General features: G+C 54.8%; 19 protein-coding genes and 2 pseudogenes. 8 read left to right on the forward strand and 13 right to left on the reverse strand.

Annotated elements, in window-relative coordinates:
* Window positions 1–328: 328 nt before the first annotated feature.
* Window positions 329–1294, reverse strand: coding sequence for a magnesium and cobalt transport protein CorA (locus ACOT0L_RS10175; RefSeq protein WP_022648001.1), 966 nt, complete (start codon window positions 1292–1294; stop codon window positions 329–331).
* 121 nt (window positions 1295–1415) lie between these two features.
* Window positions 1416–2273, reverse strand: coding sequence for an alpha/beta fold hydrolase (locus ACOT0L_RS10180; RefSeq protein ID WP_038415997.1), 858 nt, complete (start codon window positions 2271–2273; stop codon window positions 1416–1418).
* A gap of 368 nt (window positions 2274–2641) precedes the next feature.
* Here ACOT0L_RS10180 and ACOT0L_RS10185 point away from each other — a divergent pair, with 368 nt between their 5' ends.
* Window positions 2642–3007 carry a hypothetical protein gene (locus ACOT0L_RS10185; protein ID WP_023300020.1) on the forward strand — a complete coding sequence of 122 codons (366 nt, stop codon included), beginning with the start codon at window positions 2642–2644 and terminating at the stop codon, window positions 3005–3007.
* 10 nt (window positions 3008–3017) lie between these two features.
* Window positions 3018–5114 (forward strand): pyrroloquinoline quinone-dependent dehydrogenase, encoded by a 2097-nt coding sequence (locus ACOT0L_RS10190; protein WP_126503724.1) that lies wholly within the window; start codon window positions 3018–3020, stop codon window positions 5112–5114.
* 75 nt (window positions 5115–5189) lie between these two features.
* Here the strand turns inward: ACOT0L_RS10190 and ACOT0L_RS10195 are convergent, their stop codons facing one another.
* Window positions 5190–5780: a DUF4142 domain-containing protein gene (locus tag ACOT0L_RS10195; RefSeq protein ID WP_022648005.1), complete on the reverse strand. Its 591-nt coding sequence runs from the start codon at window positions 5778–5780 to the stop codon at window positions 5190–5192.
* Between the two features lie 250 nt (window positions 5781–6030).
* Between ACOT0L_RS10195 and ACOT0L_RS10200 the strand changes: the two genes are divergently transcribed.
* Window positions 6031–6309 carry a DUF1471 domain-containing protein gene (locus ACOT0L_RS10200; protein ID WP_003857380.1) on the forward strand — a complete coding sequence of 93 codons (279 nt, stop codon included), beginning with the start codon at window positions 6031–6033 and terminating at the stop codon, window positions 6307–6309.
* 307 nt (window positions 6310–6616) lie between these two features.
* Window positions 6617–6790: a GnsA/GnsB family addiction module toxin gene (locus ACOT0L_RS10205; protein WP_022648006.1), complete on the forward strand. Its 174-nt coding sequence runs from the start codon at window positions 6617–6619 to the stop codon at window positions 6788–6790.
* A gap of 87 nt (window positions 6791–6877) precedes the next feature.
* Here ACOT0L_RS10205 and ACOT0L_RS10210 read toward each other — a convergent pair whose 3' ends face one another.
* Together ACOT0L_RS10210 and ACOT0L_RS10215 are read right to left on the reverse strand one after the other, a co-directional pair.
* A complete protein-coding gene (locus ACOT0L_RS10210; RefSeq protein ID WP_368995246.1) occupies window positions 6878–7714 on the reverse strand; it encodes an alpha/beta fold hydrolase in 837 nt (278 codons plus the stop codon).
* Between the two features lie 659 nt (window positions 7715–8373).
* The gene (locus tag ACOT0L_RS10215) at window positions 8374–9363 is read right to left on the reverse strand and encodes a 2-hydroxyacid dehydrogenase (protein WP_022648008.1); all 990 of its coding nucleotides are present in this window, start codon (window positions 9361–9363) and stop codon (window positions 8374–8376) included.
* 210 nt (window positions 9364–9573) lie between these two features.
* Here ACOT0L_RS10215 and ACOT0L_RS10220 point away from each other — a divergent pair, with 210 nt between their 5' ends.
* From ACOT0L_RS10220 to ACOT0L_RS10230, 3 genes are read left to right on the forward strand one after another with little or no spacing between them, the layout of a single operon-like run.
* Window positions 9574–12213: a YdbH family protein gene (locus tag ACOT0L_RS10220; protein WP_126503726.1), complete on the forward strand. Its 2640-nt coding sequence runs from the start codon at window positions 9574–9576 to the stop codon at window positions 12211–12213.
* Window positions 12210–12401 (forward strand): YnbE family lipoprotein, encoded by a 192-nt coding sequence (locus ACOT0L_RS10225; protein WP_003857369.1) that lies wholly within the window; start codon window positions 12210–12212, stop codon window positions 12399–12401. The genes ACOT0L_RS10220 and ACOT0L_RS10225 overlap by 4 nt, the downstream gene beginning before the upstream one ends.
* 7 nt (window positions 12402–12408) lie before the next feature.
* Window positions 12409–12726 carry a YdbL family protein gene (locus ACOT0L_RS10230; protein ID WP_022648010.1) on the forward strand — a complete coding sequence of 106 codons (318 nt, stop codon included), beginning with the start codon at window positions 12409–12411 and terminating at the stop codon, window positions 12724–12726.
* Here the strand turns inward: ACOT0L_RS10230 and feaR are convergent, their stop codons facing one another.
* The gene (gene feaR / locus ACOT0L_RS10235; RefSeq protein WP_023300024.1) at window positions 12727–13635 is read right to left on the reverse strand and encodes a transcriptional regulator FeaR; all 909 of its coding nucleotides are present in this window, start codon (window positions 13633–13635) and stop codon (window positions 12727–12729) included.
* A 241-nt stretch (window positions 13636–13876) separates the two neighbouring features.
* Here feaR and ACOT0L_RS10240 point away from each other — a divergent pair, with 241 nt between their 5' ends.
* A complete protein-coding gene (locus tag ACOT0L_RS10240; protein WP_022648012.1) occupies window positions 13877–15376 on the forward strand; it encodes an aldehyde dehydrogenase family protein in 1500 nt (499 codons plus the stop codon).
* Window positions 15377–15415: 39 nt separating this feature from the next.
* On the opposite strand, the gene ACOT0L_RS10245 is transcribed toward ACOT0L_RS10240, so the two are convergent.
* From ACOT0L_RS10245 to paaZ, 7 genes and pseudogenes are all read right to left on the reverse strand, one after another.
* On the reverse strand, window positions 15416–16522 hold the full coding sequence (locus ACOT0L_RS10245) for a GGDEF domain-containing protein (RefSeq protein WP_023300025.1): 1107 nt from the start codon (window positions 16520–16522) through the stop codon (window positions 15416–15418).
* A gap of 52 nt (window positions 16523–16574) precedes the next feature.
* Window positions 16575–18548: pseudogene (locus tag ACOT0L_RS10250) on the reverse strand (alkyl/aryl-sulfatase).
* A gap of 166 nt (window positions 18549–18714) precedes the next feature.
* Window positions 18715–20988: pseudogene (gene tynA, locus ACOT0L_RS10255) on the reverse strand (primary-amine oxidase).
* Between the two features lie 159 nt (window positions 20989–21147).
* Entirely contained in the window at window positions 21148–21543 is a 396-nt protein-coding gene (locus ACOT0L_RS10260; protein WP_022648016.1) for a hypothetical protein, read from the reverse strand.
* Window positions 21521–21814, reverse strand: coding sequence for a polymorphic toxin type 44 domain-containing protein (locus ACOT0L_RS10265; RefSeq protein WP_223825170.1), 294 nt, complete (start codon window positions 21812–21814; stop codon window positions 21521–21523). Before ACOT0L_RS10265 ends, ACOT0L_RS10260 begins: the two co-directional genes overlap by 23 nt.
* Window positions 21815–21927: 113 nt before the next feature.
* Window positions 21928–22410: an Hcp family type VI secretion system effector gene (locus ACOT0L_RS10270; RefSeq protein ID WP_022648017.1), complete on the reverse strand. Its 483-nt coding sequence runs from the start codon at window positions 22408–22410 to the stop codon at window positions 21928–21930.
* A 225-nt stretch (window positions 22411–22635) separates the two neighbouring features.
* Window positions 22636–24675, reverse strand: a complete 2040-nt coding sequence (gene paaZ, locus ACOT0L_RS10275) for a phenylacetic acid degradation bifunctional protein PaaZ (RefSeq protein ID WP_126503728.1) — start codon at window positions 24673–24675, stop codon at window positions 22636–22638.
* Window positions 24676–24760 lie beyond the last annotated feature (85 nt).

Here is a 24760-nt window from a genome sequence, read left to right on the forward strand (position 1 = left end):
CCATCCATGTGTGAAAAAATAATGTTTACGTCCGTCAATATAAATTCACATCTGAGCTCAATGAATCATAAACAAATATAATAATTATCGATGTGGTTTGATAATTTAGAATAACGAGTGACCTTGCCCTGTGATAGCCTCGTTTTTCAGGATTTTATAAACGGTGGAGCGGGCGATCCCTGATTGAGAAACCGGGGCCCGGTGAACAGGAATGTACCGACATATGCAGGGGAAATAACGGATAGGGTATGGTGTCGTGGCATAATCGGCATAAGCGTGAGGCTTTACTGTACTTCACGACACCAAAAACTATCAGATCGCTTATCAATCAAAGCCAGCGAGAGCGTTTGAGCCGAAGCCACAGTAATACACAGGCTCCCAGCGTGACAGCGACCGTAGCCGGATAACCAAAAAGCGTCTTCAGTTCCGGCATATGTTCGAAGTTCATACCATACATGCTAAAGACTACCGTCGGGATCACGAGGATGGCCCCCCAACCGGCCAGTTTCTTCACGACTTCGTTTTGCTGCACTGAAACCAGTGCCAGGTTAACGTGCATCGCGCTGCTTAGCAGCTCACGCATGTCATTTACATCCGTTACTACATGGCTTGCGTGATCCTGAATATCTCTGAAATACGCCCTGAGGGGTTTTGGAATAAGTTCTTCATGAATGCGGATAAGCTCTGTACAGATTTCTTCTACTGGCTGAGCGGCGTTGCGAAGCCCGAGTAGATTACGGCGGAGGGAATACACGTCCTGAATAGCTTCACGGTCAAATTCACTGTGAAAAAGTGTCGCTTCTATATCACCAATTTTGGTGTTGAGCCGCGCAGTCAGCTCTGCATAACTGTCAACAATAAAATCCAGAATACAGTAAAGAGGATAAGCCGGACCGTACGAAAGCATGTCCGGGGCCTCAGCAGCACGGGCGCGTATAGGTGCATAGCTCACTGAAGCACCATGGCGCACCGTAATAAGGAAGTTTCGGCCCACAAACAAATGCGTTTCGCCAAACTCAATATTGTCGTCCTGTCCACTGACGGTTTTTACAACGATAAATGCCGAGCTGCCATAACGCTCTATTTTAGGCCGCTGATGTGCATTAAGCGCATCCTCAACGGCCAGATCGTGCAGACCGAACTCCTCCTGGACTTTGTACATAAACGCAGGTTCAGGCTGCCAAAGCCCCAGCCAGATAAACGCATCGGTATCCTGGATGACTTCACTGATATCCTCAATATCTACGGTTTCGGCGGGGTGGCCTGAACGGTAGACCATACAGTTAACAATCATTTCCTGACTATCCCTTAAGCATGTGTCTAAGAAGCTTAACCATTTCCGTTAAATTTCCAAATTTTTATGCCGGCAGGTTTTAATATGTTGAATACTCAGAAAGGTCATGTTCACGCGTCGTTCAATCCGGGCACTGACTCTCCAGCCATTGACCGACGACGGGCCATAATTTCTCCGCACATCGCGTACGAAAAAATCCCATATGCCCAATGGACGAAAGACCAAACTCTGCGTGCCGTATCTCGCAGCGTTCTATTTTTGCTTGTTGCACCGGCTCCATCAGCCGCGCAATAGCTTCACGGTTAGCCCAGGGATCGTCATCAAATCCCATTACCAGCACGGGTAGGGTGATCTCACTTGCCCGTTGGCGTGCATTCCAGTGTGGATCATCGTAAAAATATCCAGGCATTGCGCTCCAGCGCCCCCATTGAAGCATGACTGGTGCCGGTAAATCTTCACCCAGCCCCAGGCGCCTGGCAGGCATGTAACCGAAGATACGGCACAGAATCGGAGCCAGAACACGCAATACGCACCAGACACGCACCTTTTCTGTGGTGCGTTTGATGGTGCTCGTCACCCCGGCATGTGAGGCTACAATGACCGCAGCTTGCAGGGCGTGGGTGGCTGTTGAAAGCAGAACGGCATGCCCGCCCACACTGTGTCCTACCGCCAACAGGCTAAGCCCTGGAAAATGTGCTTTAGCCCAGGCGGTTATACATCCGACGTCCTGGTCGATCCAGTCAGACATCGAAACGCGGTAAGTACGGACCAGCCCGGATTTAGAGAGGCCGGTGCCGCGATAATCGTATGTGAGGACGTTGAATCCTCTGTTAAAAAGATATTCTGCGAATCCCTTATAAAACCCCTGTACAACCGCCGTTGCCGGATGAAGGAGCACTATCGCTTTGGCATCGCTTCTTTCCCAAATTGTGGCTGCCAGAAATCCACCTTCATTGACGGGTATTATGACTGAACGCATTCATAGAGCCTTATTTATGTGGTCATACCAGTTATGCCTGAATTAAATCTAGCCTTTACTACCCCATCTGGCGATTTTTTTTTACACCCCAGCGTTCGTCCCTCGCTCAAAGCAGACAATAAACCTCGCCCGAGCGTTTTTAGCGAAACACACTGCCTTATGGGCTCAACGTGAGGAAGGGGACTCGCCGGATAAACGCCCCTTTAAAAAATCCTCTTCTATACTCAGTTACGTTTAGGGAAATATGCCGCCGTTTTTCACGTCGCGTTGTTTTAATAGCCATTGCACGCGCGAACAGCAGGGACATATATCCACGAAAACGCCTTAATGTTGGTCCATTTTGCATTTTTTAGAGGGGGATTCCTGGTATGTTGCATTCTCAATCTTCGCGCGTCGGCACTATTTTGCTGCTGTTGGCCGCGGTTATAGGCTTCGCGGTGGCGCTATACGCCTGGTGGACGCCGCTTACCGGCGTCACAGGCACCATTGGCGCACTGGGCGTGGCCATTGCCAGCGCGGTGCTGGCGATACTGATCTTTGTGTTACGTGCGGCATCGGGGCGCGGGGCGCGTGTTTTCCTGATTATTGTCACCCTGGTGGTGTTGGCGGGTATTGGTTTTGCCGCCGCGCTGCTGCACCAGTACATCATAACGGCAGCCATGGTGGTCGGCCTGATTGGTCTGATTATGCTGAGCAGCCATTCCGCCCGTTACAACCATTCCGTCAGAACCTGAGGAGCCGCCCGTGCATAACGATAAGCATTATCCCTTCATAAAAGTCAGCATGACGGCGCTGGCGCTGCTGGTCACCCCGTTCGCGCTGCAGGCGCAGGATAAAGCCGCTGAGGCCTCTCAGGGGACCCAGGAATCACTGAATATTGATGCGGCCGATCAGCAGGCGCCTGGAACCACAAAAACCACAGACGATGCCTCAACCGGTAGCGGTGACGGAAAGAAAGTCGCCTCGGCCAGCCAGCCAGCGACGCCGCTGGTGCCCGGCACGCCAACCTGGGACAGCTTCCACGGCCAGCTTAACGCGCAGAAATACAGCCCGCTTACCCAGATCACGGCGGATAACGTCAGTAAATTAACGAAAGTCTGGGAGTTCCATACCGGCGACGTCTCGGATGGTAAAGGTGATACGCCAGCGACCGTGTGGTCCGCAACGCCCATTTTCGCTAACGACACGCTCTACATCGGCACCCCTTTCGATCGCCTGATTGCGCTGGAGCCGGGCACGGGTAAAGAGAAGTGGCACTATGACACCAAATCGTCGCGCAAGGCACTGACCCAACCGGTGCTGAAAAACCGCGGCGTTTCCTACTGGCAGGCCAAAAATCCGGTGAAGGGAGAGGCGTGCCAGAAGATGGTCTATATGGGCACCGTTGACGGCAAGCTCTTTGCGCTGGACGCCGATTCAGGCAAACCGTGCAGCGGCTTTGCGGACAATGGGGTGCTGGATCTGAATCAGTGGAACACCGTTAACGCCAAGTATCCGCTCTCTGTCCTGCAACCGCCAACCGTCGTCGGCAACCATCTGCTGGTGGGTTGGGCCGGGAAAGACTGGGCCTATGCCGAAGCGCCTCCGGGTACCGTATTTTCTGTCAACGCCCAGACCGGCATGCTTGAATGGACCTTTGAGGCGATACCGGCAGAGATCCGCAAGCGTACCGGTACCGCCAACGTCTGGACGCACATGTCCGCCGATGAGGCCAATGGGCTGGTCTATCTCCCGGTCTCATCGCCGTCTCCCAACTATTGGGGCGGCAACCGCGTCGACGCAATTCCGCTTGGCACCTCCACCACCGCGCTGGACATCAACACCGGTAAAGTGGTCTGGTCCCGTCAGTGGGTACACCACGACGTCTGGGATTACGACATCAACTCTGCCCCGACGCTGATGGATATCACCGTAGACGGCAAGCAGATCCCGGCGCTGGTTCAGGCCACCAAGCAGGGCTTCCTGTTTGTGGTTAACCGCCTGACCGGGGAGGACGTATGGCCAATCGAAGAGCGTCCGGTTCCGCAGGGTGATGGTTCGGTCCAGGGCGAAGTTCTCTCGCCTACACAGCCGTTCCCGACCAAACCTGCGCCGCTGCTCGACCAGTCGAAAAAGCCGGAAATCTGGAAGCTGGCGGATATCGTCGGTGGCGGCCAGTGCTCTCGCCTGTGGGATAACCTGACCTATGAGGGAATGTATACTCCGCCTACCACCAAAGGCGAAGGCACGCTCACCTATCCCGATAGCGCTGGCGGCGTGCAGTGGGGCGGGGTGGCGTTCGATCCGCAAAAACAGATCGCCATCGTCAACACCTCGCATATCGTTCAGTACGTGAAGCTCTACAGCCGTGAGGATTACGATAACGCGGACAAAGACTCCGGCAACGAAAGCGGCTTTGCCCCACAGGAAGGCGCCCCGTACGGTATGCGTCTGCTGGTGGCGAGCAACTGGCTGGGCATGCCGTGCTGGCAACCGCCGTTTGGTGAAATCGTGGCGATAGACATGCACACGGGCGATGTGAAATGGCGTCGTCCGGTTGGCGCCTCACAGCAGTATGGCTTCTTCATGCCGGAAAGCTGGGGTTCGCCTACCATTGGTGGCCCTGCAGTGACGGCGGGTGGCGTGATCTTCATCGGTGCTTCAATGGATGCCAAAGTGCGTGCCTACTCGGTAGAGAGCGGTGAAGAGCTGTGGTCCGATCAGGCAGAAGCTCCAGCGGTAGCGAACCCGTCCGTGTATGAATATAAGGGTCGGCAGTATGTGGCCTTCGTGGCTGGCGGGAACACGATCCTGAAGGATCAGGTAGGCGATCAGGTAGTTGTCTACGCGTTGCCGGAATAATTCATCAGGAAGGTGAAATAAGCGTGGGGCCTGCGGGCCCCACTTTATTTTGCAGTAGTCGTTTCACCGACGCACTTATTTATCGGCTGATGCGCCAGCACGCGTTGACATCTGCTCGGCGGACTTCAGATGCTGCTCAACGACTGGCGTGTGCTCGTTGGCCAGAGCTTTCACATCCGGATCGTCGATTTTACTGGCGTCGCTCTTAAGCTTCGACAGCACCTTCTCGTGGTCCTTCACGCCAGCATATTCCATATACATTTTGTCAAAAGCGTCACCGCGCTGGTTTTCAAGCCTTGAGTTCAGGGCTTTATGGGCGGCGTCTGGCTCGGTCGGCAGCTCTACGCCCTTTTTCTGGGCAACGGCCTGCACTTTGGTCAGGGCGGCGCCGTGGTCGTCGACCATTTTCTGGGCGAATGTTTTCACTTCACTGGTCTGGGCCTTGTCCAGGGCGAGCCTGGCGGCGGCGACTTCGTTGATATTGGCCTGCGCCATGTCCTTTAACGCTTTCTCGTCGCCGGAGCTGAGTCTGGCGTCCGGTTGAGCCTGGCCCGCAGCGTTAGTTTGCGCGGCGCTTGTCGTCTGGGCTTGTACGCCAACGGTGCTGAACATTGCTGCAACTGCTGATACGGCTAGCAGCCTTTTCAGGGTTTTACTCGTGTGCATATTGTTCTCCTGATGGTCATGGTACAGGTAAGTTTCGGTTACCTAACGCGCAACCGGGCAGATAAATGCTAACTGCACAGGTCAGTATAGTAGATGAACCTGCTGTAATCGCAGGTTGCGTCAGAGAGGGCAGGTAATAATGCTCAATAAGGCGACGCTTATCGCTCAGTCTCTCTACGACATTGGCACGGATCATTCCCATATTTGATGCTAATGTTAAATAGATAGATTTATTAACAGGAGGAATGATATGAAAAAAGCACTATTAGGGAGTGTATTGGCTTTAACAGTTGCAAGCTTTGGCGCATCTGCGGCAGATATGATTTCCAAAGATGAAGCGCACCACTTCAAACTTGAATACCTGGGCAATGTATCTGTAGGGGCTTCAGGTGGACAAATTTCTTCACCTTCAGATCTTCATCAAAAACTCTCGAAACTGGCAGATGAGAAGGGCGGGAAATACTATGTCATCATCGCTGCTCGAGAGCATGGCCCTAACTTCCAGGCCGTAGCAGAAGTCTTCAAATAATCTTTCCGAATAACGCAGAAACCCGCTCATGGCGGGTTTTTTGCTTATAGGGAGCAAAAAAAATGCCCCTGGTGCGGGGCGAGTTTGAGTCAAATCTTTTCTTATGTTTATGTGCTCTAAGGCGTTGGCACAATAACAGCTTATTCAAATAATGCAATCTAAATGCATATTTAAATGCAATGGCCCCATCTGCCCCTCATCTCAAGGTGAAGGCAGCATACGTAACGCAGATAGTCTACGCTTTACATAGGGTTATGGTTAAAACCAGTTAGATACTGGAAACAGTAAACGGCCGCAAGAGGTAAATATGAAAGTTGACGCAATGACGCAAAAGGCAGAGGAAGAAATTTCAGCGCTTATCGCCAAAAAAATTGCAGAATTACGAAAAAAAACAGGGCAGGAAGTATCTGAAATTGAGTTTATCGCTCGTGAGGCCATGACAGGCCTGGAGGGGTATGAAGTAAAAATCAAACTCCTGTAAGCGTTTCTTCCTGAAATGGTCGCTCAATTCTTGCCGCAAAAGAGAACCGGGCGTGGTGCCCGGTTGTTTTATGGATAATCAACGTCTTTATGAGCGAATAAACGTCAGGATATCGGCATTTATGGTATCTGCATGCGTGGGATGCATCCCATGCGGGAAGCCTGGATAGATTTTAAGCTCGCTGTTTGCGAGCAGCTTATCCTGAAGAAGGGAGGCATTTTTATACGGGACGACCTGATCGTCATCACCCTGCAACACAAGCACGGGAACGGTGATAGCTTTGAGATCGTCCGTCTGGTCGGTTTCTGAAAATGCCTTAATGCCATCATAGTGGGCTTTGGCGCTACCGATCATACCCTGACGCCACCAGTTCTGGATTGTTCCCTGCGAAACCTCTGCTCCGTCTCGGTTAAATCCATAGAAAGGACCGCTGGCGACGTCGAGGTAAAACTGGGCGCGGTTAGCGGCCAGCGCCTGGCGGAAGCCGTCGAACACTTCAATGGGCGTACCGCCGGGGTTCGTGTCTGATTTTACCATCAGCGGAGGAACGGCGCTGACCAGTACCGCTTTGGCCACCCGCCCCTGAGGCTGGCCGTACTTCGCAACGTATCTGGCGACCTGGCCTCCGCCGGTGGAGTGGCCGACGTGCACGGCATTACGCAAATCAAGGCTTTCGACCACGGCTGATGCGTCGGAGGCATAATGATCCATATCATGACCTTCACTTACCTGATCGGAACGACCATGACCACGACGGTCGAGGGCGATGACGCGGAAGCCTTCTGCAAGGAAAAAGAGCATCTGGTTATCCCAGTCATCGGCGCTCAGCGGCCAGCCGTGATGGAAAACGATCGGCTGCGCATCCTTCGGACCCCAGTCTTTGTAATAAATACTGACACCATCTTTCGTTGTTACGAATGCCATATTTCAGACTCCTCTGCTAATGGCAACATGTGTGAAGGCTAAGTAAATAGCCCAGCATTTAGGGACGTAATAAAACTGACTTATATTAATCTTATTACTGATATATCCGCTTAAAGTGTAGAAGGGTTCCTGAAAACAGTTATAGATTAATTTTGTATGGTCATTATTTATTTTTAAACGAAATATCCCCTAAACCAGCCGGGGCACTGTGTTATTTTTCTCGCGTGGTGAATCCCCCTGTGCGGAGGGGCTAAACAGCACGTGTAGCTTAGGCAATCAGTAGCGGGTCAAGGTGGCTGACCAACGACTCACCGGGAGGCACCCGGCACCACACATACGTTAAAGCTTGTATCTCGCTAAATTTATTAGGGATGGTGTATGAAGTTGGGCTTTTTGGCTGGAGCAGTGCTGGCAACCTGGTTGTCTTTAACCTACCCGACGCAAATGAGAGCTGTTTTTGAACAACTGGTTACGATAGTGCAGCAAATCACGCAGCCTTCAGCAGAGCCTCATTCTGATATGGTCACACCGGAACAGTCATATCCTTGATTGTTATATTTACGATGAACGTTAGCCATCTTAATAGTTAACCTGTGCTTATTTTTCTGATGGGCTTATTATTGGCCGGGCAGAGGTTACCGCCACCCGGCCTGACGGTCTTAAACGATCGCGTTAGGGCACGCTTCGCCCTTTTCAAGCTGCTGTAAATTCCCCAGCGTGGTTTCCGAAATACTGATCAGCGCTTCGGCGGTCAGAAACGCCTGGTGGCCGGTGAACAACACGTTGTGGCAGGCCGACAGGCGACGGAACACGTCGTCCTGAATCACGTCGTTAGATTTATCCTCAAAGAACAGATCGCGTTCGTTCTCATACACGTCCATACCCAACGCGCCGATTTTTTGCGTTTTCAACGCTTCGATAGCGGCCTGAGAGTCGATCAGTCCGCCGCGGCTGGTATTAATGATCATCACGCCGTCTTTCATCTGGTCGAACGCCGACTGGTTAAGCAGGTGATAGTTTTCCGGGGTCAACGGGCAGTGCAGGGAGATAACATCAGACTGCGAGAAGAGCGTTTTCAGATCGACATACTCCACGCCCAGCTCCAGCGCAGCGGCGCTTGGGTACGGATCAAACGCCAGCAGGCGCATGCCAAATCCTTTCAGGATGCGTAGGGCGGCCACACCAATTTTGCCGGTACCGATCACGCCTGCGGTTTTACCGTACATGGTAAAGCCAGTCAGCCCTTCAAGAGAGAAGTTGGCATCACGGGTACGCTGATAGGCACGGTGAATACGACGGTTGAGCGACATCATCATCCCGACGGCATGTTCTGCCACGGCTTCCGGAGAATAGGCCGGAACGCGAACAACCTTCAGACCCAGCTCTTTGGCGGCATCGAGATCGACGTTGTTAAAGCCCGCGCAGCGCAGGGCAATATATTTCACGCCCTGTTTTTTCAACTCTTCCAGTACCGGTCGGCTACCGTCATCGTTAACGAAGATACACACGCCTTCGCAGCCGTGGGCGGTTTTAGCCGTCTTTTCAGTCAGCAGAAAGTCGAAAAATTCAAGATCGAAACCGTACGTCTCGTTAACATGTTGCAGATACTTTTTGTCGTACTGCTTTGTGCTATATACCGCGAGTTTCATAAGACTTTCTCCAGTGATTTTGGAACCACGTTAGCATGTTTAAAATTATCTTACAATTTTTCAAAATTCATTGAAATCAATAAGTTCTATGAATTATTGTAGAGCATCTACTCTTAAAAATGGCATTACCTTCAACTGACTGGCTAAACATGCGACAATGAGCGGCAAGAACGGCTTATTTATTTCGCAAAATCAGGATATTAACTGCCCATGAAGGGTAAATACAAAGCCGCAATCGCGCTTTTACTGCTGCTATTTCTTGTGCCGCTGACGCTGCTGATGACGCTCGCCCAGTGGGTGCCCACGCTCGCCGGGATCTGGCTTCCCGTTGGAACACGCATCGCGTTTGAAAAAAGCCCACGGCTCACGCGCCACGCCCTGATCATCCCCGATCTCCGTTATCTGGTAGAAGAGTGCGAAATTGCCCGCATGGAAAACGTGACCCTGTCACACCCCAGCCGCTGGGATCTGGATATTGGCGCACTTGAACTTAACTCTGTCTGCCTGAGCAAATTACCGCAATCGGCGCCGTCTACGGTGGCGCCGAAAACGCTGGCGCAGTGGCAGACCATCCTGCCCAACACCTGGCTGACCATCCACCGTTTTACCCTTTCTCCCTGGCAGCAGTGGGAGGGTGAGCTGCATGCCTCACTCACGCCAGCCCGCCAGGACATCACCTATAAAGGCGAGCAGGTGAGCATTAAGGGGCAGTTGCGCGGCCAGACGCTCTCCATCAGCCAGTTCGATGTGCAGCTTCCGGACCAGTCGCAGCCCGTGAAGCTGGTCGGTGAATTTACCCTGCCGCTGGTGCCGGACGGCGTACCGGTGAAAGGGCATACGGTCGCGACCTTTAACGTGCCACAGTTATCCTCGCTGGTCGATGCCGATCTGGACTGGGAGGATAATCAGGGCCAGCTGGTGGTTATGGCGCGGGACAACCCCGATCCGCTGCTCGATTTACCGTGGCAGATCACCGCTCAGCAGTTGACCATCAGCGACGGGCGCTGGAACTGGTCAGCCTCCGGTATGCCGATGAGCGGTCGCATCGGCCTGAAGGTGGATAACTGGCAGCAGGGGCTGGAGAAAGCCACCTTCACGGGGCGGCTCAACGTGCTGACCCAGGGGGACGCGGGTAAGGGCAACGCGGTGCTGAATATCGGTCCCGGCTCGCTCAGTATGGAAAACAGCGCTATGCCGCTGCACCTGAGCGGGGAAGCCAAGCAAAACGATCTGATCCTGTATGCCAGACTCCCGGCGAAGCTGACCGGCAGCCTTTACGATCCGCAGCTTACGTTTGAACCCGGCGCACTATTGCGCTCGCGCGGACGCATCATTGACTCGCTGGATATCGATGAGATCCGCTGGCCGCTGGCGGGCGTGAAGCTCACGCAAAAGGGCGTGGACGGCCGCCTGCAAGCCATTCTGCGGGCGCATGAAAACGAGATGGGCAATTTTGAGCTGCATCTGGACGGCCAGGCTAACGACTTTTTACCGGACAACGGTTTGTGGCAGTGGCGCTACTGGGGTAAAGGGAACTTCACGCCGATGAACGCGCGCTGGGATGTCCGGGGAACCGGGGAGTGGCGCGACAACGTTATCGAACTGACCGATCTTTCCACGGGGTTCGACAAATTGCAGTACGGCACGATGCTGGTCAGCAAACCGCGCCTGGTGCTGGATCACCCGGTGCGCTGGTCGCGGGACCCGGATAACCCCTCCTTTAGCGGTGCGCTCGCGCTCAATGCCGGGCAAACAAGCTTTTCAGGCGGAAGCGTGCTGCCGCCGTCCGTTTTGACCTTCAGCGTTGACGGGACAGATCCGACGGTGTTCCAGTTTAAAGGGAACCTTCATGCGGACGACATCGGCCCGGTCCAGGTGAATGGACGCTGGGACGGCGAACGCCTCCGCGGTCAGGCCTGGTGGCCAAAACAGTCTCTTACAGTGTTCCAGCCGCTGATCCCGCCAGACTGGAAAATGACCCTGCGCGGCGGCGAAATGTACGCGCAGGTGGCTTTCTCAGCGGCCCCCGACCAGGGGTTTGAGGCCGGGGGGCACGGGGTGCTGAAAGCGGGCAGCGCGTGGATGCCGGATAACGAAATCAACGGCGTTGATTTTGTTCTGCCGTTCCGCTTAAGCCAGGGCACCTGGTCACTGGGCACGCGCGGACCGGTAACGTTACGAATCGACGAGGTGAAAAACCTGGTCACAGCCCGAAATATCACCGCGGATCTCCAGGGCGATTATCCCTGGACCGAAGCGAACCCGCTCCTGCTCACCAACGTGAAGGTGGAAGCGCTCGGCGGGAAAATCACCATGCAGCAGTTGAGAATGCCGCAGCACGATCCGGCTTTACTGCGCGTGGATAATATTTCCTCCAGCGAACTGATAAGCGCGGTAAATCCGAAGCAGTTTGCCATGTCCGGCCCGGTGAGCGGCGCGCTGCCGTTCTGGCTGGACAATGAGAAATGGATCATTAAAGATGGCTGGCTGACCAACCCGGGGCCGATGACGCTGCGCATCGACCAGGACACGGCGGATGCCATTGTGAAAGACAACGTGGTTGCCGGGGCGGCGATCAACTGGCTCCGCTATATGGAAATTTCGCAGTCGTGGACAAAACTCAATGTGGATAATCTGGGTGTGTTAACCATGCAGGCGGCCATTAAAGGCACCAGCCGCGTCGAGGGCAAAAGCAGCTTCGTTAACCTGAATTACACCCATGAAGAGAACATTTTTACCCTCTGGCGCAGCCTGCGCTTTGGGGACAATCTGCAAACATGGTTTGAGCAACATGCGGCGATACCCCTTCTCCGCGGTTCGACAGGCAAGGAAAGTGAGGAACAACAATGAAAAAGAGGGCGGGTGTACTCACCGTGGCCGTCGTCGCGCTGCTGTCAGGCTGCACGCCGCGCATTGAAGTGGCGGCGCCCAAAGAGCCGATCACCATCAACATGAACGTGAAAATCGAGCATGAAATCCATATCAAGGTGGATAAAGACGTCGAAGCCCTGCTGAAATCCCGCAGCGATCTGTTCTGAGGATGCCATGAAACGATTAGCTCTGATGTTACTGGCGCTGGGGATGAACGTTCACGCCGCCACGCTTACGCTCAACGATGCGCGCACCCAGGGGCGCGTAGGGGAAACCCTGAGCGGCTATCTTGCGCCCGTTCAGCACGACGCTGAAACCCTGGCGCTGGTGAACCGTATCAACGCCGCACGCACGGAAAGTTACCAGCAGCTTGCTGACAGCAATAATTTGCCCGTCGACGAGGTGGCGAAAATGGCGGGGCAAAAGCTGGTGGCCCGCGCGCAGCCGGGTGAGTACGTGAAGGGGATTAACGGCAAATGGCTGAAAAAGTAACTAGCGGTAACGCTTACGGTATTCGCCCGGCGAAACCCCGAAACGCTGCTTAAAGGCGGTGGAAAAATGGCTATGGTCGGTAAAGCCCCAGCTGTAGCCAATGCCCGCCAGCTTTTCGTCATCGCCGATGGAACGCAGCGCCTGAGCGCATAAATCGAGGCGACGGTTCTTAATATACTGCGCCACCACCAGCCCTTTCCCGGCAAACATGCGGTACAAGCTACGCACGGACATGCCGCTCTCTGAGGCTATCCACTCCGGTCTTAACGCCTCCGACTGAATATGATCGTCAATCAGGGACAGAACGTGGCGGAACTGACGCTCCTTGCGCGGCAGCACCTCGTCATGCTGCTGGAAGGCCGGACGCAGCAGACACACCATCGCCTCCAGCGCCGCTTCGCTTTCACTGGCGCTGAGATCGGCATTGCCCATGCTCTCCTGTAACAGTCGGTAGCTCAGCTGTACGGTAGGCAGACTGCGGGAGAGGGGCAACGCGCACCTCACTTCCTGAAAACGCGCGTGTTGCTCAATGATTTGTCGCGGGAGCAGCAGCGAAATCTGGCGGGAACGCTCCTGCCAGTAAATGGAGCACGGGCGGGAGGCGTCAATCAGCGTGATATCCCCGGCTTTCAGCAGCGCGCGCTGGTCGTCCTGTTCGATTCCGGCGCTGCCTTCCAGCTGAAACACGGTGTAGAACCAGGCGTCGTTGCCGTTTTTGATCTCCTGACGGGTGCGAAACAGGTTAACGCCTGCGGCGGTCACCGTGCTCAGCTTCAGACTTTGGGTATAGCTGGTTTCCAGTTCGCCGAGAAACGCCCCCTCTAACGGACGTGCCGCAAAGCGCCCACAAACCTGGTTAATTTGCGCCAGCCACTGCTGAAAATTGTCCTGTTCGCTTGCACATGCCATTGATTTTCTCGCTGCACCGTCACTGTTTTCGCATTGTTGCATTTATGTTGCATTTTGTCAGGGCTACGAGGCTGACTATAGGAAAGAACACTCAACGGTTACAGCGATATAAGCGGGAATTATCACGATTTGCGGAGCCTGTCACAGCTGGCAAAGCGAATGTCACACAGACAAAAGCAGGAATGCGAATCCCCTCTTAGACTGCATACACACCCTGCGAAGCATAACGAAGGAGTATCCTATGTCCGAATCACACGTCGCCGTCCTGCCTGGCGTGCAGCAGTTTTTAGATCGCCAGCACGGCCTGTGGATCGAAGGGCGTCAGGCGGCATCCGATAGCGAAAAGCGTCTGAACGTCTACAACCCGGCGACCGGAGAGGTCATTGCCTCCACCGCCGATGCCAGCGTTGATGATGTCGATCGTGCGGTGATGTCTGGCTGGCGCGCCTTTGTCGCCCGAAGCTGGGCCGGGCGGCTTCCGGCAGAGCGGGAACGCATCCTGCTGCGGTTTGCGGATCTGGTGGAACAGCATGGCGAAGAGCTGGCACAGCTCGAAACCCTGGAGCAGGGGAAATCGATTAACATTTCCCGCGCCTTCGAGGTGGGCTGCACCCTGAACTGGATGCGCTACACGGCAGGGCTGACCACCAAAATTGCCGGTAAAACCCTCGATCTCTCGATTCCACTGCCGCAGGGCGCGCGTTATCAGGCGTGGACGCGTAAAGAGCCGGTTGGGGTCGTGGCGGGGATTGTGCCGTGGAACTTCCCGCTGATGATTGGCATGTGGAAAGTGATGCCCGCGCTGGCGGCAGGTTGCTCCATCGTGATCAAACCCTCGGAAACCACGCCGCTCACCCTGTTACGGGTGGCGGAACTGGCGAGCGAGGCGGGGATCCCGGATGGCGTATTCAACGTGGTGACCGGCAGTGGCGCCGTCTGTGGCGCGGCACTGACCTCGCACCCGCGCATTGCCAAAGTGAGCTTTACCGGATCGACGGCGACGGGCAAGCAGATTGCCCGCGCGGCGGCGGATACGCTAACGGGCGTGACGCTGGAACTGGGCGGCAAAAACCCGGCCATCGTGCTGAAAGATGCCGATCCGGCGTGGGTGATTGAAGGGCTGATGACCGGCAGCTTCCTGAATCAGGGGCAGGTCTGCGCGGCCAGTTCACGTATATATATTGAAGCTCCGCTGTTCGACACGCTGGTCAGCGGCTTTGAACAGGCCGTGAAATCCCTGAGCGTCGGGCCGGGCATGTCGCCGGATGCGTTTATCAACCCGCTGGTGTCGCGCGCCCACTGCGATAAGGTCCAGGCGTTTCTGGATGAGGCGAAGGCGCACAATGCGGAGCTGATCGCCGGGAACCGGGGGCCAGACGGCAAAGGCTATTACGTTTCGCCAACGCTGGTGGTCAACCCGGATAATCATCTGCGACTGACGCGTGAAGAGGTCTTCGGGCCGGTGGTAAATCTGGTCCGTGTAGCTGACGGGGAAGAGGCGCTTCAGCTGGCGAACGACACTGAATACGGCTTAACGGCCAGCGTCTGGACGCAGAACATCAGTAAAGCGCTGGAGTACACCGACAGGCTACAGGCCGGAACCGTGTGGGTGAACAGCCACACGCTGATAGATGCCAACCTGCCGTTCGGCGGCATGAAGCAGTCTGGCACCGGGCGCGATTTCGGCCCCGACTGGCTGGATGGCTGGTGTGAAACCAAGTCGGTGTGTGTGCGGTATTAATAAAACGCCGGGTAAGGCGTAGCCGCCACCCGGCATTATTTAACGCGACCACCTATCCCGCCCGGACTCCTTCGCCCGATACAACGCCGCATCGGCGCGGGCGATGATTTCCGGGCCAGCCAGTCCTGGGGTATAGCCGGCAATGCCCATACTCACCGTCACACATTCACTCACCTTCGACGCGCTGTGCGCAATGGCTGCGGTGCGCAGGCCAGCCTGGATCCGCGCGGCGACTTTCTCAGCAACGCTTTCTTCACAGTCAAAGAGGATCACGACGAACTCCTCACCACCGTAGCGCGAAACCACATCCTCTGGCGTGCGCACCGAGGTGTTCAGCACCTCCGCGACCCGCGCGAGACACGCGTCTCCCGCCTGGTGACCATAGGTGTCGTTATACAGTTTGAAGTAGTCGACATCCAGCATCAGGACCGTGAAGCGTTTGCCTTGCTCCACCGCGTTTTCCAGCACCAGCTCCATCGCCCGGCGGTTGGCCGTTTTCGTCAGCGGATCCTGATGGGCCAGCGCATCTAGCCGCGAAATTAAACGCTGATTCTGCTGGTTGCGACGCCAGGCCTCTTCAAACCAGCTCAAGAGGATGTAGCGTCCGCAAACGAGAATGAACGTGAACACCACCCACAGCCCGGCAAAGCGAAGGTTCATCTCCTGATTCAGCAGCATGCTGGCAACGGGCATGGTGATCCACAGCGGCGCGATAAAGCACACCAGCCCCACCGGATGAAAATAGAGCGCGGTCATACCGGCCATCAGCAGGGTAACGAATATCGGCCAGGGATGAGGAAGCTGAATCACGTTGATAAACCAGTAACAACTTATCGACCATAGCAGGCTACACATTAACAGCACGGCGCTGACGCCGCGGATGTGGCGCCAGGCCATTATTACCAACGCCACGGAAAGGATGACTACCCCCAGCATGGAAGCGTCAATCATCTGTGTGAGAGGTGGGCTGACGTGTAAGAGGGTATCAATTTGGCCGAACAGGGAATTGCGCAGCAGGATCATTAGCGCAAAGCTCGCGTTGACGAAGGCGAGCCACGGCAGGTTCATGGCCAGCCCGTGGACAACCATGGCGTTACGGGTCGGCCAGGTCGCGGGCTCCGGAGTGGCGTTGTGTCTTTTTTCCATGAGAGAGAATGTCCCTGTGGCGGGCGGAAAGACCGCCCGCGAGTGCATGCCTTTACGGGGTCACAATGTTAAACCAGAATTCAAATTTATCCATGTAACCGAGCATGGCATCGAGTTTTGCGGCATCGCCCGTCACTTTGATATCGCCATTATCCTGAGCCTGTTTAAGCGTCACTTCTTTCAGGATGATTTTATTCAGCGTATCGCGGTTGAGGGTCACGGTCGCGTCAGCATCCTTCGCTTCGGCGTTCGCCGTGTGGTTCAGCACGCCATTTTCCAGCTCCAGCTTGTATTTGCCGCCGTCGCTGCCGAGGTCGATGTTAAACACCGATTTTGCATCCGCTGCTTTTTCACCGTTGATATGCACCGCCAGATAGTCAAAGAACATTTCTGGCGTCATTGCGCGCACGGTATCCGGGCTGGCGGTATTCGGGGTCGGACCTTTCACCACGCCGTTACGCAACTCCTGCGCGCCGGTCAGGTAGAAGTTACGCCATGGGCCGGATTCAGCCTGATAACCCAACTGCTCCAGGGCATCCGCTTCAAGGTTACGTGCGGCCTGGTTGTTTGGATCGGCGAATACCACTTTGCTGACCACCTGAGCCACCCAGCGATAGTTGCCCTGGTCAAAATCGGTTTTAGCTTTACTCAGGATGGCATCCGCGCCTCCCATATACTCCACAAATTTCTTCGCGGCTTCTTCAGGCGGCAGTTCATCCAGGGTCGCGTGGTTGCCGTCAAACCAGCCTAAATAGAGCACGTAGGTGGCTTTGACGTCATGACTGACTGAACCGTAATAGCCTCGGTTGGCCCAGGTATTGGCCAGGGAGTTCGGCAGCTTGAAGTTGGCGGCGATCTCGTCACGCGTCAGCCCTTCATTCGCCATGCGCAGGGTCTGGTCGTTGATGTAGCGGTAGAGGTCGCGCTGGCTTTTCAGCAGGTTAACCACATTCTCGTTGCCCCAGGTCGGCCAGTGGTGCTGCGCCATGATAACTTCGGCCTTATCACCCCAGCGTACAATTGCCTGGTTGATGTATTTCGACCATGGCAGCGGTTCACGAATTTTCGCACCGCGCAGGGAGTAGGTGTTGTGCAGGGTATGGGTAACATCTTCCGCAGACTCGATCAGCTTTTTCTCTTCGATATACCAGAGCATCTCAGAAGGCGCTTCGGAGCCCGGCGCGAGCATAAAATCATAGGTCAGGCCATCGATCACCTCTTTCTGACCATCTTTCTCGATGATATTGGTCGGGGCAATCAGGGTCACCGTCCCGGCGGAGGTGGTGGTGCCGAGCCCCGCACCCACCTGGCCTTTCGCATCCGGCTTCAGCAGGTTGCCGTACATATAGCTGGCGCGGCGGCTCATGACATTACCCGCCATGATATTTTCCGCGACGGCGGCCTCCATAAATCCGGCTGGCGCGTAGACTTTAACCTTGCCGGACTTCACGTCGGCTTCGTCCACCACGCCGCGCACGCCGCCATAGTGGTCAACGTGGCTGTGGGTGTAAATAACAGCGACGACAGGTTTCTTGCCGCGATTTTTATAGTAAAGATCCATCCCGACTTTGGCCGTCTACGCCGACACCAGCGGGTCGACCACGGTAATGCCTTCTTTACCTTCAATAATGGTCATGTTTGACAGGTCGAGGTTACGGATCTGGTACACGCCCTCGGTGACTTCAAACAGGCCGCTGATGTTAATCAGCTGGGACTGACGCCATAAGCTCGGGTTAACCGAATCGGGCGCTTTATCGCCTTCCTTGATAAAGGCGTACTGCTGTGGATCCCAGACGGTGTTGCCTTGCTCCCCTTTGATAATTTCCTGAGGTAGCGGGGCGATAAACCCTTTGTGGGCATTGGTAAAATCGGTGTTATCGGAGAAAGGAAGCTGGTTGAAGAGTGCGTTGTTGGCCTGCTGAGTTGCTGCGGTTGCATCCTTAGGGGCTTCTGCGGCCCAGGCTGAACTGGCGGAAATGAAAAAACCGGCCAGCGCAAGGCTTCTTGCTATCTCATTGACTTTCATCCTAAAACCTCTCGGTTATGTATAGCGTTGTTCATGGACACTTCGATATCTACAAAATGTTTCAGATGTTGCAAAAGCATTAAGCGAAGTAACATTAACTATAATCGGGGAGTGGTATTCAGCAAGAAAGCGAATGAAAAACCGGGCATCGTGCCCGGTCAACGTGTTATTTCTGCTCTTTTTTCTTACCGAGCGTTGGCGTCTCGTCAAAGAAGTTCCACGGCTTGAGTAACGTGTGCACCCATTCCGTCGGCATTATCGGCCACTCCTCGGCGCGGGCGACATGGGTGGTGCCGGTGGTCATCCAGATGACGTTATCCTGGTCGTTCAGCGACTCGTTATCTTTGCTGTACTGGCCGAGGCCCGTATCATGCGTGGAACGGTTCGGGTATTTTCCCTCCGGGTACATCTCGTCGGGATGGTAACGCGTCACCCACAGCTGTTTATCCATAAAGCTCAGGCGGTGATAAATCCACTCGTCCGGGGCAAACCTCGCGCCCGTCGCCACCGGGTGTGTGCCCCCCGCGTAAGGGATGATCTGATACGAGACCGGGTTGCCCATGCGGTTCTCTTTGCTGGTGTTGCTCAACAGGCGGATGGTGCCCGGATCAAACTTCTGCGCCGCCTGCAGTTCGGTATCAATATCATACTGATTAACCTGCATGGTGCTGGTGCGCGGTCCGCCAGCGGTGTTCGGTTTGACGTCCGGATCCATGGCCACCAGCTTGTTGTTGATGCCGTCCACGTCCATATCCAGACGGAAGTTGTAGATGTGCTAGTGGGTGGTGCCGACAATATTATGGTCGATCAGCGTACCGTATCGGGTGTCATCCTTCGCGGTGGCATCATGCATGGTTTTCGTCTGCACGCCTTTCACCGCTTCAATGCCCGTGGCCCCTGCATCAATGCCGATGGTGCCGTTTTCGTGGAATACCCAGTCGAAGATATAATCGTAGTTACCCACGGTGCTGACCCAGCGCACCACCAGCTCGCGGCGCTCGGTGCTGACGTTGGGTTTACCTAACTCCTGATGCTTATACTCCGGCCCGGCGTAACGCTCGAAAATGGCGATCGCCCGGGGGATCTCCATTGGCGCACCGGTATAGTCCGGGATGGTTTCGTTGAGCATCACGGCGTTAGACGGAACATCCTTGCCGCGCACCAGCGGGGAGGTCAGGGTACCCATGCCGTAATCACCGGAGTCCAGGTAGGCCTTAAAGTACCAGCCGATATCCGGGTCGCCGTACGGCACAATCATGCCCCCGAGCGATCCCTGATACATCACCTGTCGCTTTTTGCCGTTGTCGTTATAGGTCACGGTGGAGATCATCGGGCCGACGCGCGAGTCCAGGCTCAGATGAAAATCCCAGTTCTGCCAGTGCACCATATCCCCGGTAATGGTGTAGTTCTTGCCTTCCGGCTCGATAATCTCCAGCGGTTTTTTCACCGTTTCAACGCGGTCACGGCCATCATAAGGACGCGGGGTGAGCGGCACCGGCACGACCGGGCCTTCCTCAATGTTCTGGATTTTCTTCTGCTCAAGATCCACCACCGCAACCAGGTTTTCGATCGGGTGCGCCCAGTAGTTACCGTCGCCCACGTCGAGATAGCTGATCACTTTCAGCAGGCGGTCTTCCTGTTTCAGCCCATCCTTGCCGTCAAAAAAGCCGACGGTAAGCGGGGTGGTGATCACTTTCTTCGGATCGGTAATGCCGCGCTTTTTCAGCACGGCGGCAAACTCCGGGCTTTCATTGATGATCTGCTGCACGGTATTGAAGTCATCCAGCAGCACCATGCCGTGCGCGTCTTTGATCGGCTCCCAGCGGAGGATCTTTTTGTCCTTCAGATCCACCCGGCTTTCGATGATGCGTTTGCCGTCAAGCATAATGATATTGGCCTGGCGGGGCGCATCCACCGCCGTGCCGTTAAGCACGAAGTCCCAGACTTTGGCTTTTTCTGGCTCCGCCAGCGCAATCTGGGTAAAGCGGGTATTGGGTTTAAAATCCGCAGAGGCTTTCACGATTGCTACGGCCTGGTTGATTTCATCAGCGGTCAGCGCGTTTAACGGATGGGGGCGTTTTTCAACCTGGAATGTCTGATCAAGACCGGACTGAAAGACATCGTTGATAAAAGTCTCCGGGATATAGGCCTTATTGTTCTTCATCACCACGGGCACCTGGAGCGTCAGCGGTTTGCCGTTAACGATGGCGGTGTTGGCGCCGGGTTTGACCTTCACAAAGGCACCGTCTTTAACGATGGTGAACATCTGGGCGTAATCATCCCACTGCACGTCCGCGCCAAACGCCTGAAGCGTTTTGTCCATCGGGACCATATGCGCCTCGCTGCCGTGAGCGTAAACAGGGGATTGCCAGGCGCAACAGAGCGCAACGGCCATGGCCAGTGCCGTTCTACGGGCAAAAAAAGAAGAATTGCTTCCCATCGCAGACCTCATCTTGTTGTGTTTATTGTGTTGTGTCAGCCTTATCCTGACAGGCGCGCACGAAAAGCGTTTGCCTGCATCTGCCAGGTTGTTTGTCAGTCTTGCCAGGTTAAAAAAAGACCGGGGGTGCATCACACCCCGTGAAAGTGAAAGTGTGCTTCAGTAAGGTGAACTGTCGAGATGAATGCAGACATCGAAACCTACCGTCGTGAACGAATAAACCGTACCGCGAACGCGAAGATAAATGTCTCCATTTTTAATTGCCACTGAAGCTTTATCATCATCGGTGATCATGACGGGATTGATATTCTTAATGTTAGACATGAATTCTTCCGGACTTTTTTTCGCATCAAAGAGATAAATATGAGACCTGTTTTTAGACAGTGAGCCCGTCTCAACCTGGGTGATGTAAAGAGTTAAACGATCGTTAACCTTAATTTTTTCCTGCAAATTTTCATACACGGTAAAAAGATCGCGGAAAGGGTATGCAATGAATATGAGAAAACTAAAGATAATAATTCCAGCTCGCCAGTTAAAAACCCGAACGTCGCGCATAATCTATTCCTGCCCTTATCCATAACTGATCGACTGGATCATCACCGTAATTATTATTGTTCTGGAATTTTGCAAATTCGGCAGGATCGCTTGTCCCGGCAAGAATCTGTGCAGTGCCTGCCCCCCGGAGCAGAATTCCCTCAGGAATGCCTGCTGCCGCACCAACGGCACCGTAATGAAAATTGCCAAAATTGGCATACTCTGCACGGCCTTGTTTATAATCCCAGGGACCATGGTTTCTGACCATTTGATAAAACCATATGTAGGTCATTAATGAGGGGCCACCATGAAATCGCGCTATTATCATGTGGCTAACGACGTCCACGCCAGGTGGTGCAAAGGATGCAATATTATAGGGTGTTGAATAGGAAGGATTTCGCATATTTAACGCTCAGCCCAACAGTCTGCAAACTGTATATTACCATCGCAATATGTCCATGTTATTTTATCATAGCGTAGTTCCACGACTTCAAGATGATTATGTTTTTCTTTCGTCGGGTCTTTAATGTCATGCATCAATGGCGTAACGGAAACGACGCGAATATTATCGAGACGCATATTGTAATATTCTACTTCCTGTCCGGCGTCATTAATGCGATACCACCTGAACTCGGCCGTTTTAAGGGTTTGGCCAGTCGCAACCGCTTTCATCAGGTAAGGGGAGGAGGAATCGATTTCTTTTTGAAATACGACTGGGGCATGGTTACGTTTACTGGTAATTTTCCCGGTCAATGGATCGGTTGGGAGGCGAAGATTGTGTGTAAAGCCAGTGACTTCAATGCTTCCCTCACGGTAACAAACATCCACCGAGCCTGTAATTTTTGTACCACCATCGTCAGTCAAGAAAAGGTAAACAGGAATTGCCATAGTCTGTTAATCATCCATGTAATTTAACGCGGGAATATTCCCGGCGATAAATAATAACTATGCTAACTATACGGTCAATTTGCTTAGTGTTTCCGGTTGTAACTTATCCAAACCAGGCAGACTGGATGGTTCGATTAATCAAAGCCAACCAGCCCCTGTATTACCTTCCGTTTATTTTGATGCGCTCAAACACTCGAGGCAGCAAGGTTAATGCCATTGCTTTGATTAAAAGTCACCCTGCTGGCGCGCCACCAGCGTCAGGATGGAGTAGAGCGCCACGGCCTGCTGGTGCTGGTTGAAGATCTCCACCGCCCATTCCACCACGCCGGTGGGTTTTTCCTCGGCAGTGCGCTGTTTCTTCAGCGTTTTACGTTTACAGGTCAGGCGCACCTGAATGGTATCACCCGGCTTAACCGGCTCGATAAAGCGCAGGTTTTCCATGCCGTAGTTGGCAATAACCGGCCCAACCCCGGCATCGACAAACAGCCCCGCCGCAGCGGAAATCAGGAAATAACCGTGTACCACGCGCTCGCCAAAAATCGACTCCGCCGCGCCAATTTTGTCCATATGAGCGTAGAAATGATCCCCGCTCAGGCAGGCAAAATTCACGATATCCGCTTCCGTCATGGTACGACGCGGGGTCAGCAGGCTGTCGCCCGGCTGTAACTCCTCGAAGTATTTACGGAACGGATGAACGCGATCTTCCTGCACCTCCGCGCCACGGACCCACTGTTTACCGATCGCGGCGAGCATGGACGGGCTGCCCTGAATGGCCGTGCGCTGAAGGTAGTGCTTCACCGCGCGCAGGCCGCCCAGCTCCTCCCCGCCGCCCGCACGTCCCGGACCACCGTGCACCAGCTGCGGCAGCGGTGAACCGTGGCCGGTAGATTCTTTCGAGGATTCCTGGTTGAGGATCTGAATGCGTCCGTGGGCGCGCGCGGCACCGGCAATAAACTGCCGCGCCACGCGGGTATCTGCCGTAACCAGCGTTCCCGCCAGGCTGCCGCCGCCCGCCCGCGCCAGCTGCATGGCGTGTTCGATGTTACGGTACGGCATCAGGGTTGCGACGGGGCCAAAGGCTTCGGTGGCGTGAACGGCCGGAGTTTCATCCGGCTGCGGGCAGAACAGCAGGGTGGGCGGGAAGAATGCGCCAGCCGCCTGCATATCGGCTTTACCACCCAGACGGATCTGGCAGCCCGAGGCAAGCAGATGATCGACTTTTTCCTGCACGTCAGCACGTTGCTCACTGTTGACGAGAGCCCCCATCTTCACCCCTTCCTGGGCCGGATCGCCGACGACCACGTTCTCCAGCCGCGCAATCAGCGCCTGGCTGACGGCTTCAACCTGCGCTTCCGGCACGATGATGCGGCGGATGGCGGTACATTTTTGCCCGGCTTTGGCGGTCATCTCGCGCACCACTTCGCGAATAAACAGCGCAAACTCCGGCTGCTCCGGCGTCACGTCCTCACCCAGCACGCAGCAGTTAAGGGAATCTGCTTCCATGGTAAACGGAATGGAATGCGCGACGATATTCGGATGTACGCGCAGGCTCTGCCCGGTGCTGGCCGACCCGGTAAACGTCACCACGTCCTGGCTGTCGAGCTGGTTCAGCAGATCGCCCGCGCCACCACAGATCAGGCTGATGGCACCGTCCGGCACCAGTCCGCTCTCGACGATCGCTTTCACCATTGCCTGAGTCACCTGCGCGGTGGCGGTGGCGGGCTTGATGATGGCGGGCATCCCGGCAAGCCAGGTGGGTGCGAGCTTTTCCAGCATCCCCCAGCACGGGAAGTTGAACGCGTTGATATGCACCGCCACGCCGGATTTCGACGTTAACACGTGACGTGCCGCAAAGCCGCCTTCCTTCGACAGCGGGATCAGCTCATCCTCCGGCCACAGGGTATCGTCCGGCAGCTCACGGCTGCCGAGGCTTGCGTAGGTGAAGAGGGTGCCGATACCGCCTTCAATATCTACCCAGCTGTCGGCCTTCGTCGCGCCGGTCTGGGCTGACAGGGCATAAAACCGATCCTTCTGGCTCAGAAGATGTTTGGCCACCGCCTTCAGCATGGCGGCGCGCTCGATAAAGCTCATTGCGCGGAGCGCTTCTCCGCCGTGTTCAATGGCGTAACGGCGCGCGGCCGCCATATCCAGCCCTTCGCTGGTGACTTCAAATAGCGTTTCCCCGCTGATGGCGTGGGTGATGGTGCGCTCGCGGCCCCGGCCTGATTGCCAGGTGCCGGACAAGAAGCTGGCTAACTGCTGCATTTCTTCTCTCCAGGTGTTTCGTGATTTCACTATAAATAGTTTGATCGCGAATCATAAAAAGCAAGCTGAGTTTTAATGAATTGTT

The organism is Enterobacter cloacae complex sp. XAL002, from assembly GCF_049236805.1.
Classification (GTDB): Bacteria; Pseudomonadota; Gammaproteobacteria; order Enterobacterales; family Enterobacteriaceae; genus Enterobacter; species Enterobacter intestinihominis.

Excerpts from the sequence above, each read along its gene's own strand:
- ACOT0L_RS10175 (WP_022648001.1), bottom strand. The coding sequence starts at position 1,294 with ATGATTGTTAACTGTATGGTCTACCGTTCAGGCCACCCCGCCGAAACC.
- ACOT0L_RS10225 (WP_003857369.1), top strand. The coding sequence starts at position 12,210 with ATGAAAAAGAGGGCGGGTGTACTCACCGTGGCCGTCGTCGCGCTGCTG.
- ACOT0L_RS10260 (WP_022648016.1), bottom strand. The coding sequence starts at position 21,543 with ATGCGCGACGTTCGGGTTTTTAACTGGCGAGCTGGAATTATTATCTTT.
- ACOT0L_RS10230 (WP_022648010.1), top strand. The coding sequence starts at position 12,409 with ATGAAACGATTAGCTCTGATGTTACTGGCGCTGGGGATGAACGTTCAC.
- ACOT0L_RS10200 (WP_003857380.1), top strand. The coding sequence starts at position 6,031 with ATGAAAAAAGCACTATTAGGGAGTGTATTGGCTTTAACAGTTGCAAGC.
- ACOT0L_RS10265 (WP_223825170.1), bottom strand. The coding sequence starts at position 21,814 with ATGACCTACATATGGTTTTATCAAATGGTCAGAAACCATGGTCCCTGG.
- ACOT0L_RS10270 (WP_022648017.1), bottom strand. The coding sequence starts at position 22,410 with ATGGCAATTCCTGTTTACCTTTTCTTGACTGACGATGGTGGTACAAAA.
- ACOT0L_RS10195 (WP_022648005.1), bottom strand. The coding sequence starts at position 5,780 with ATGCACACGAGTAAAACCCTGAAAAGGCTGCTAGCCGTATCAGCAGTT.
- ACOT0L_RS10180 (WP_038415997.1), bottom strand. The coding sequence starts at position 2,273 with ATGCGTTCAGTCATAATACCCGTCAATGAAGGTGGATTTCTGGCAGCC.
- feaR (WP_023300024.1), bottom strand. The coding sequence starts at position 13,635 with ATGGCATGTGCAAGCGAACAGGACAATTTTCAGCAGTGGCTGGCGCAA.
- ACOT0L_RS10185 (WP_023300020.1), top strand. The coding sequence starts at position 2,642 with ATGTTGCATTCTCAATCTTCGCGCGTCGGCACTATTTTGCTGCTGTTG.
- paaZ (WP_126503728.1), bottom strand. The coding sequence starts at position 24,675 with ATGCAGCAGTTAGCCAGCTTCTTGTCCGGCACCTGGCAATCAGGCCGG.
- ACOT0L_RS10240 (WP_022648012.1), top strand. The coding sequence starts at position 13,877 with ATGTCCGAATCACACGTCGCCGTCCTGCCTGGCGTGCAGCAGTTTTTA.
- ACOT0L_RS10215 (WP_022648008.1), bottom strand. The coding sequence starts at position 9,363 with ATGAAACTCGCGGTATATAGCACAAAGCAGTACGACAAAAAGTATCTG.
- ACOT0L_RS10205 (WP_022648006.1), top strand. The coding sequence starts at position 6,617 with ATGAAAGTTGACGCAATGACGCAAAAGGCAGAGGAAGAAATTTCAGCG.
- ACOT0L_RS10245 (WP_023300025.1), bottom strand. The coding sequence starts at position 16,522 with ATGGAAAAAAGACACAACGCCACTCCGGAGCCCGCGACCTGGCCGACC.
- ACOT0L_RS10210 (WP_368995246.1), bottom strand. The coding sequence starts at position 7,714 with ATGGCATTCGTAACAACGAAAGATGGTGTCAGTATTTATTACAAAGAC.
- ACOT0L_RS10220 (WP_126503726.1), top strand. The coding sequence starts at position 9,574 with ATGAAGGGTAAATACAAAGCCGCAATCGCGCTTTTACTGCTGCTATTT.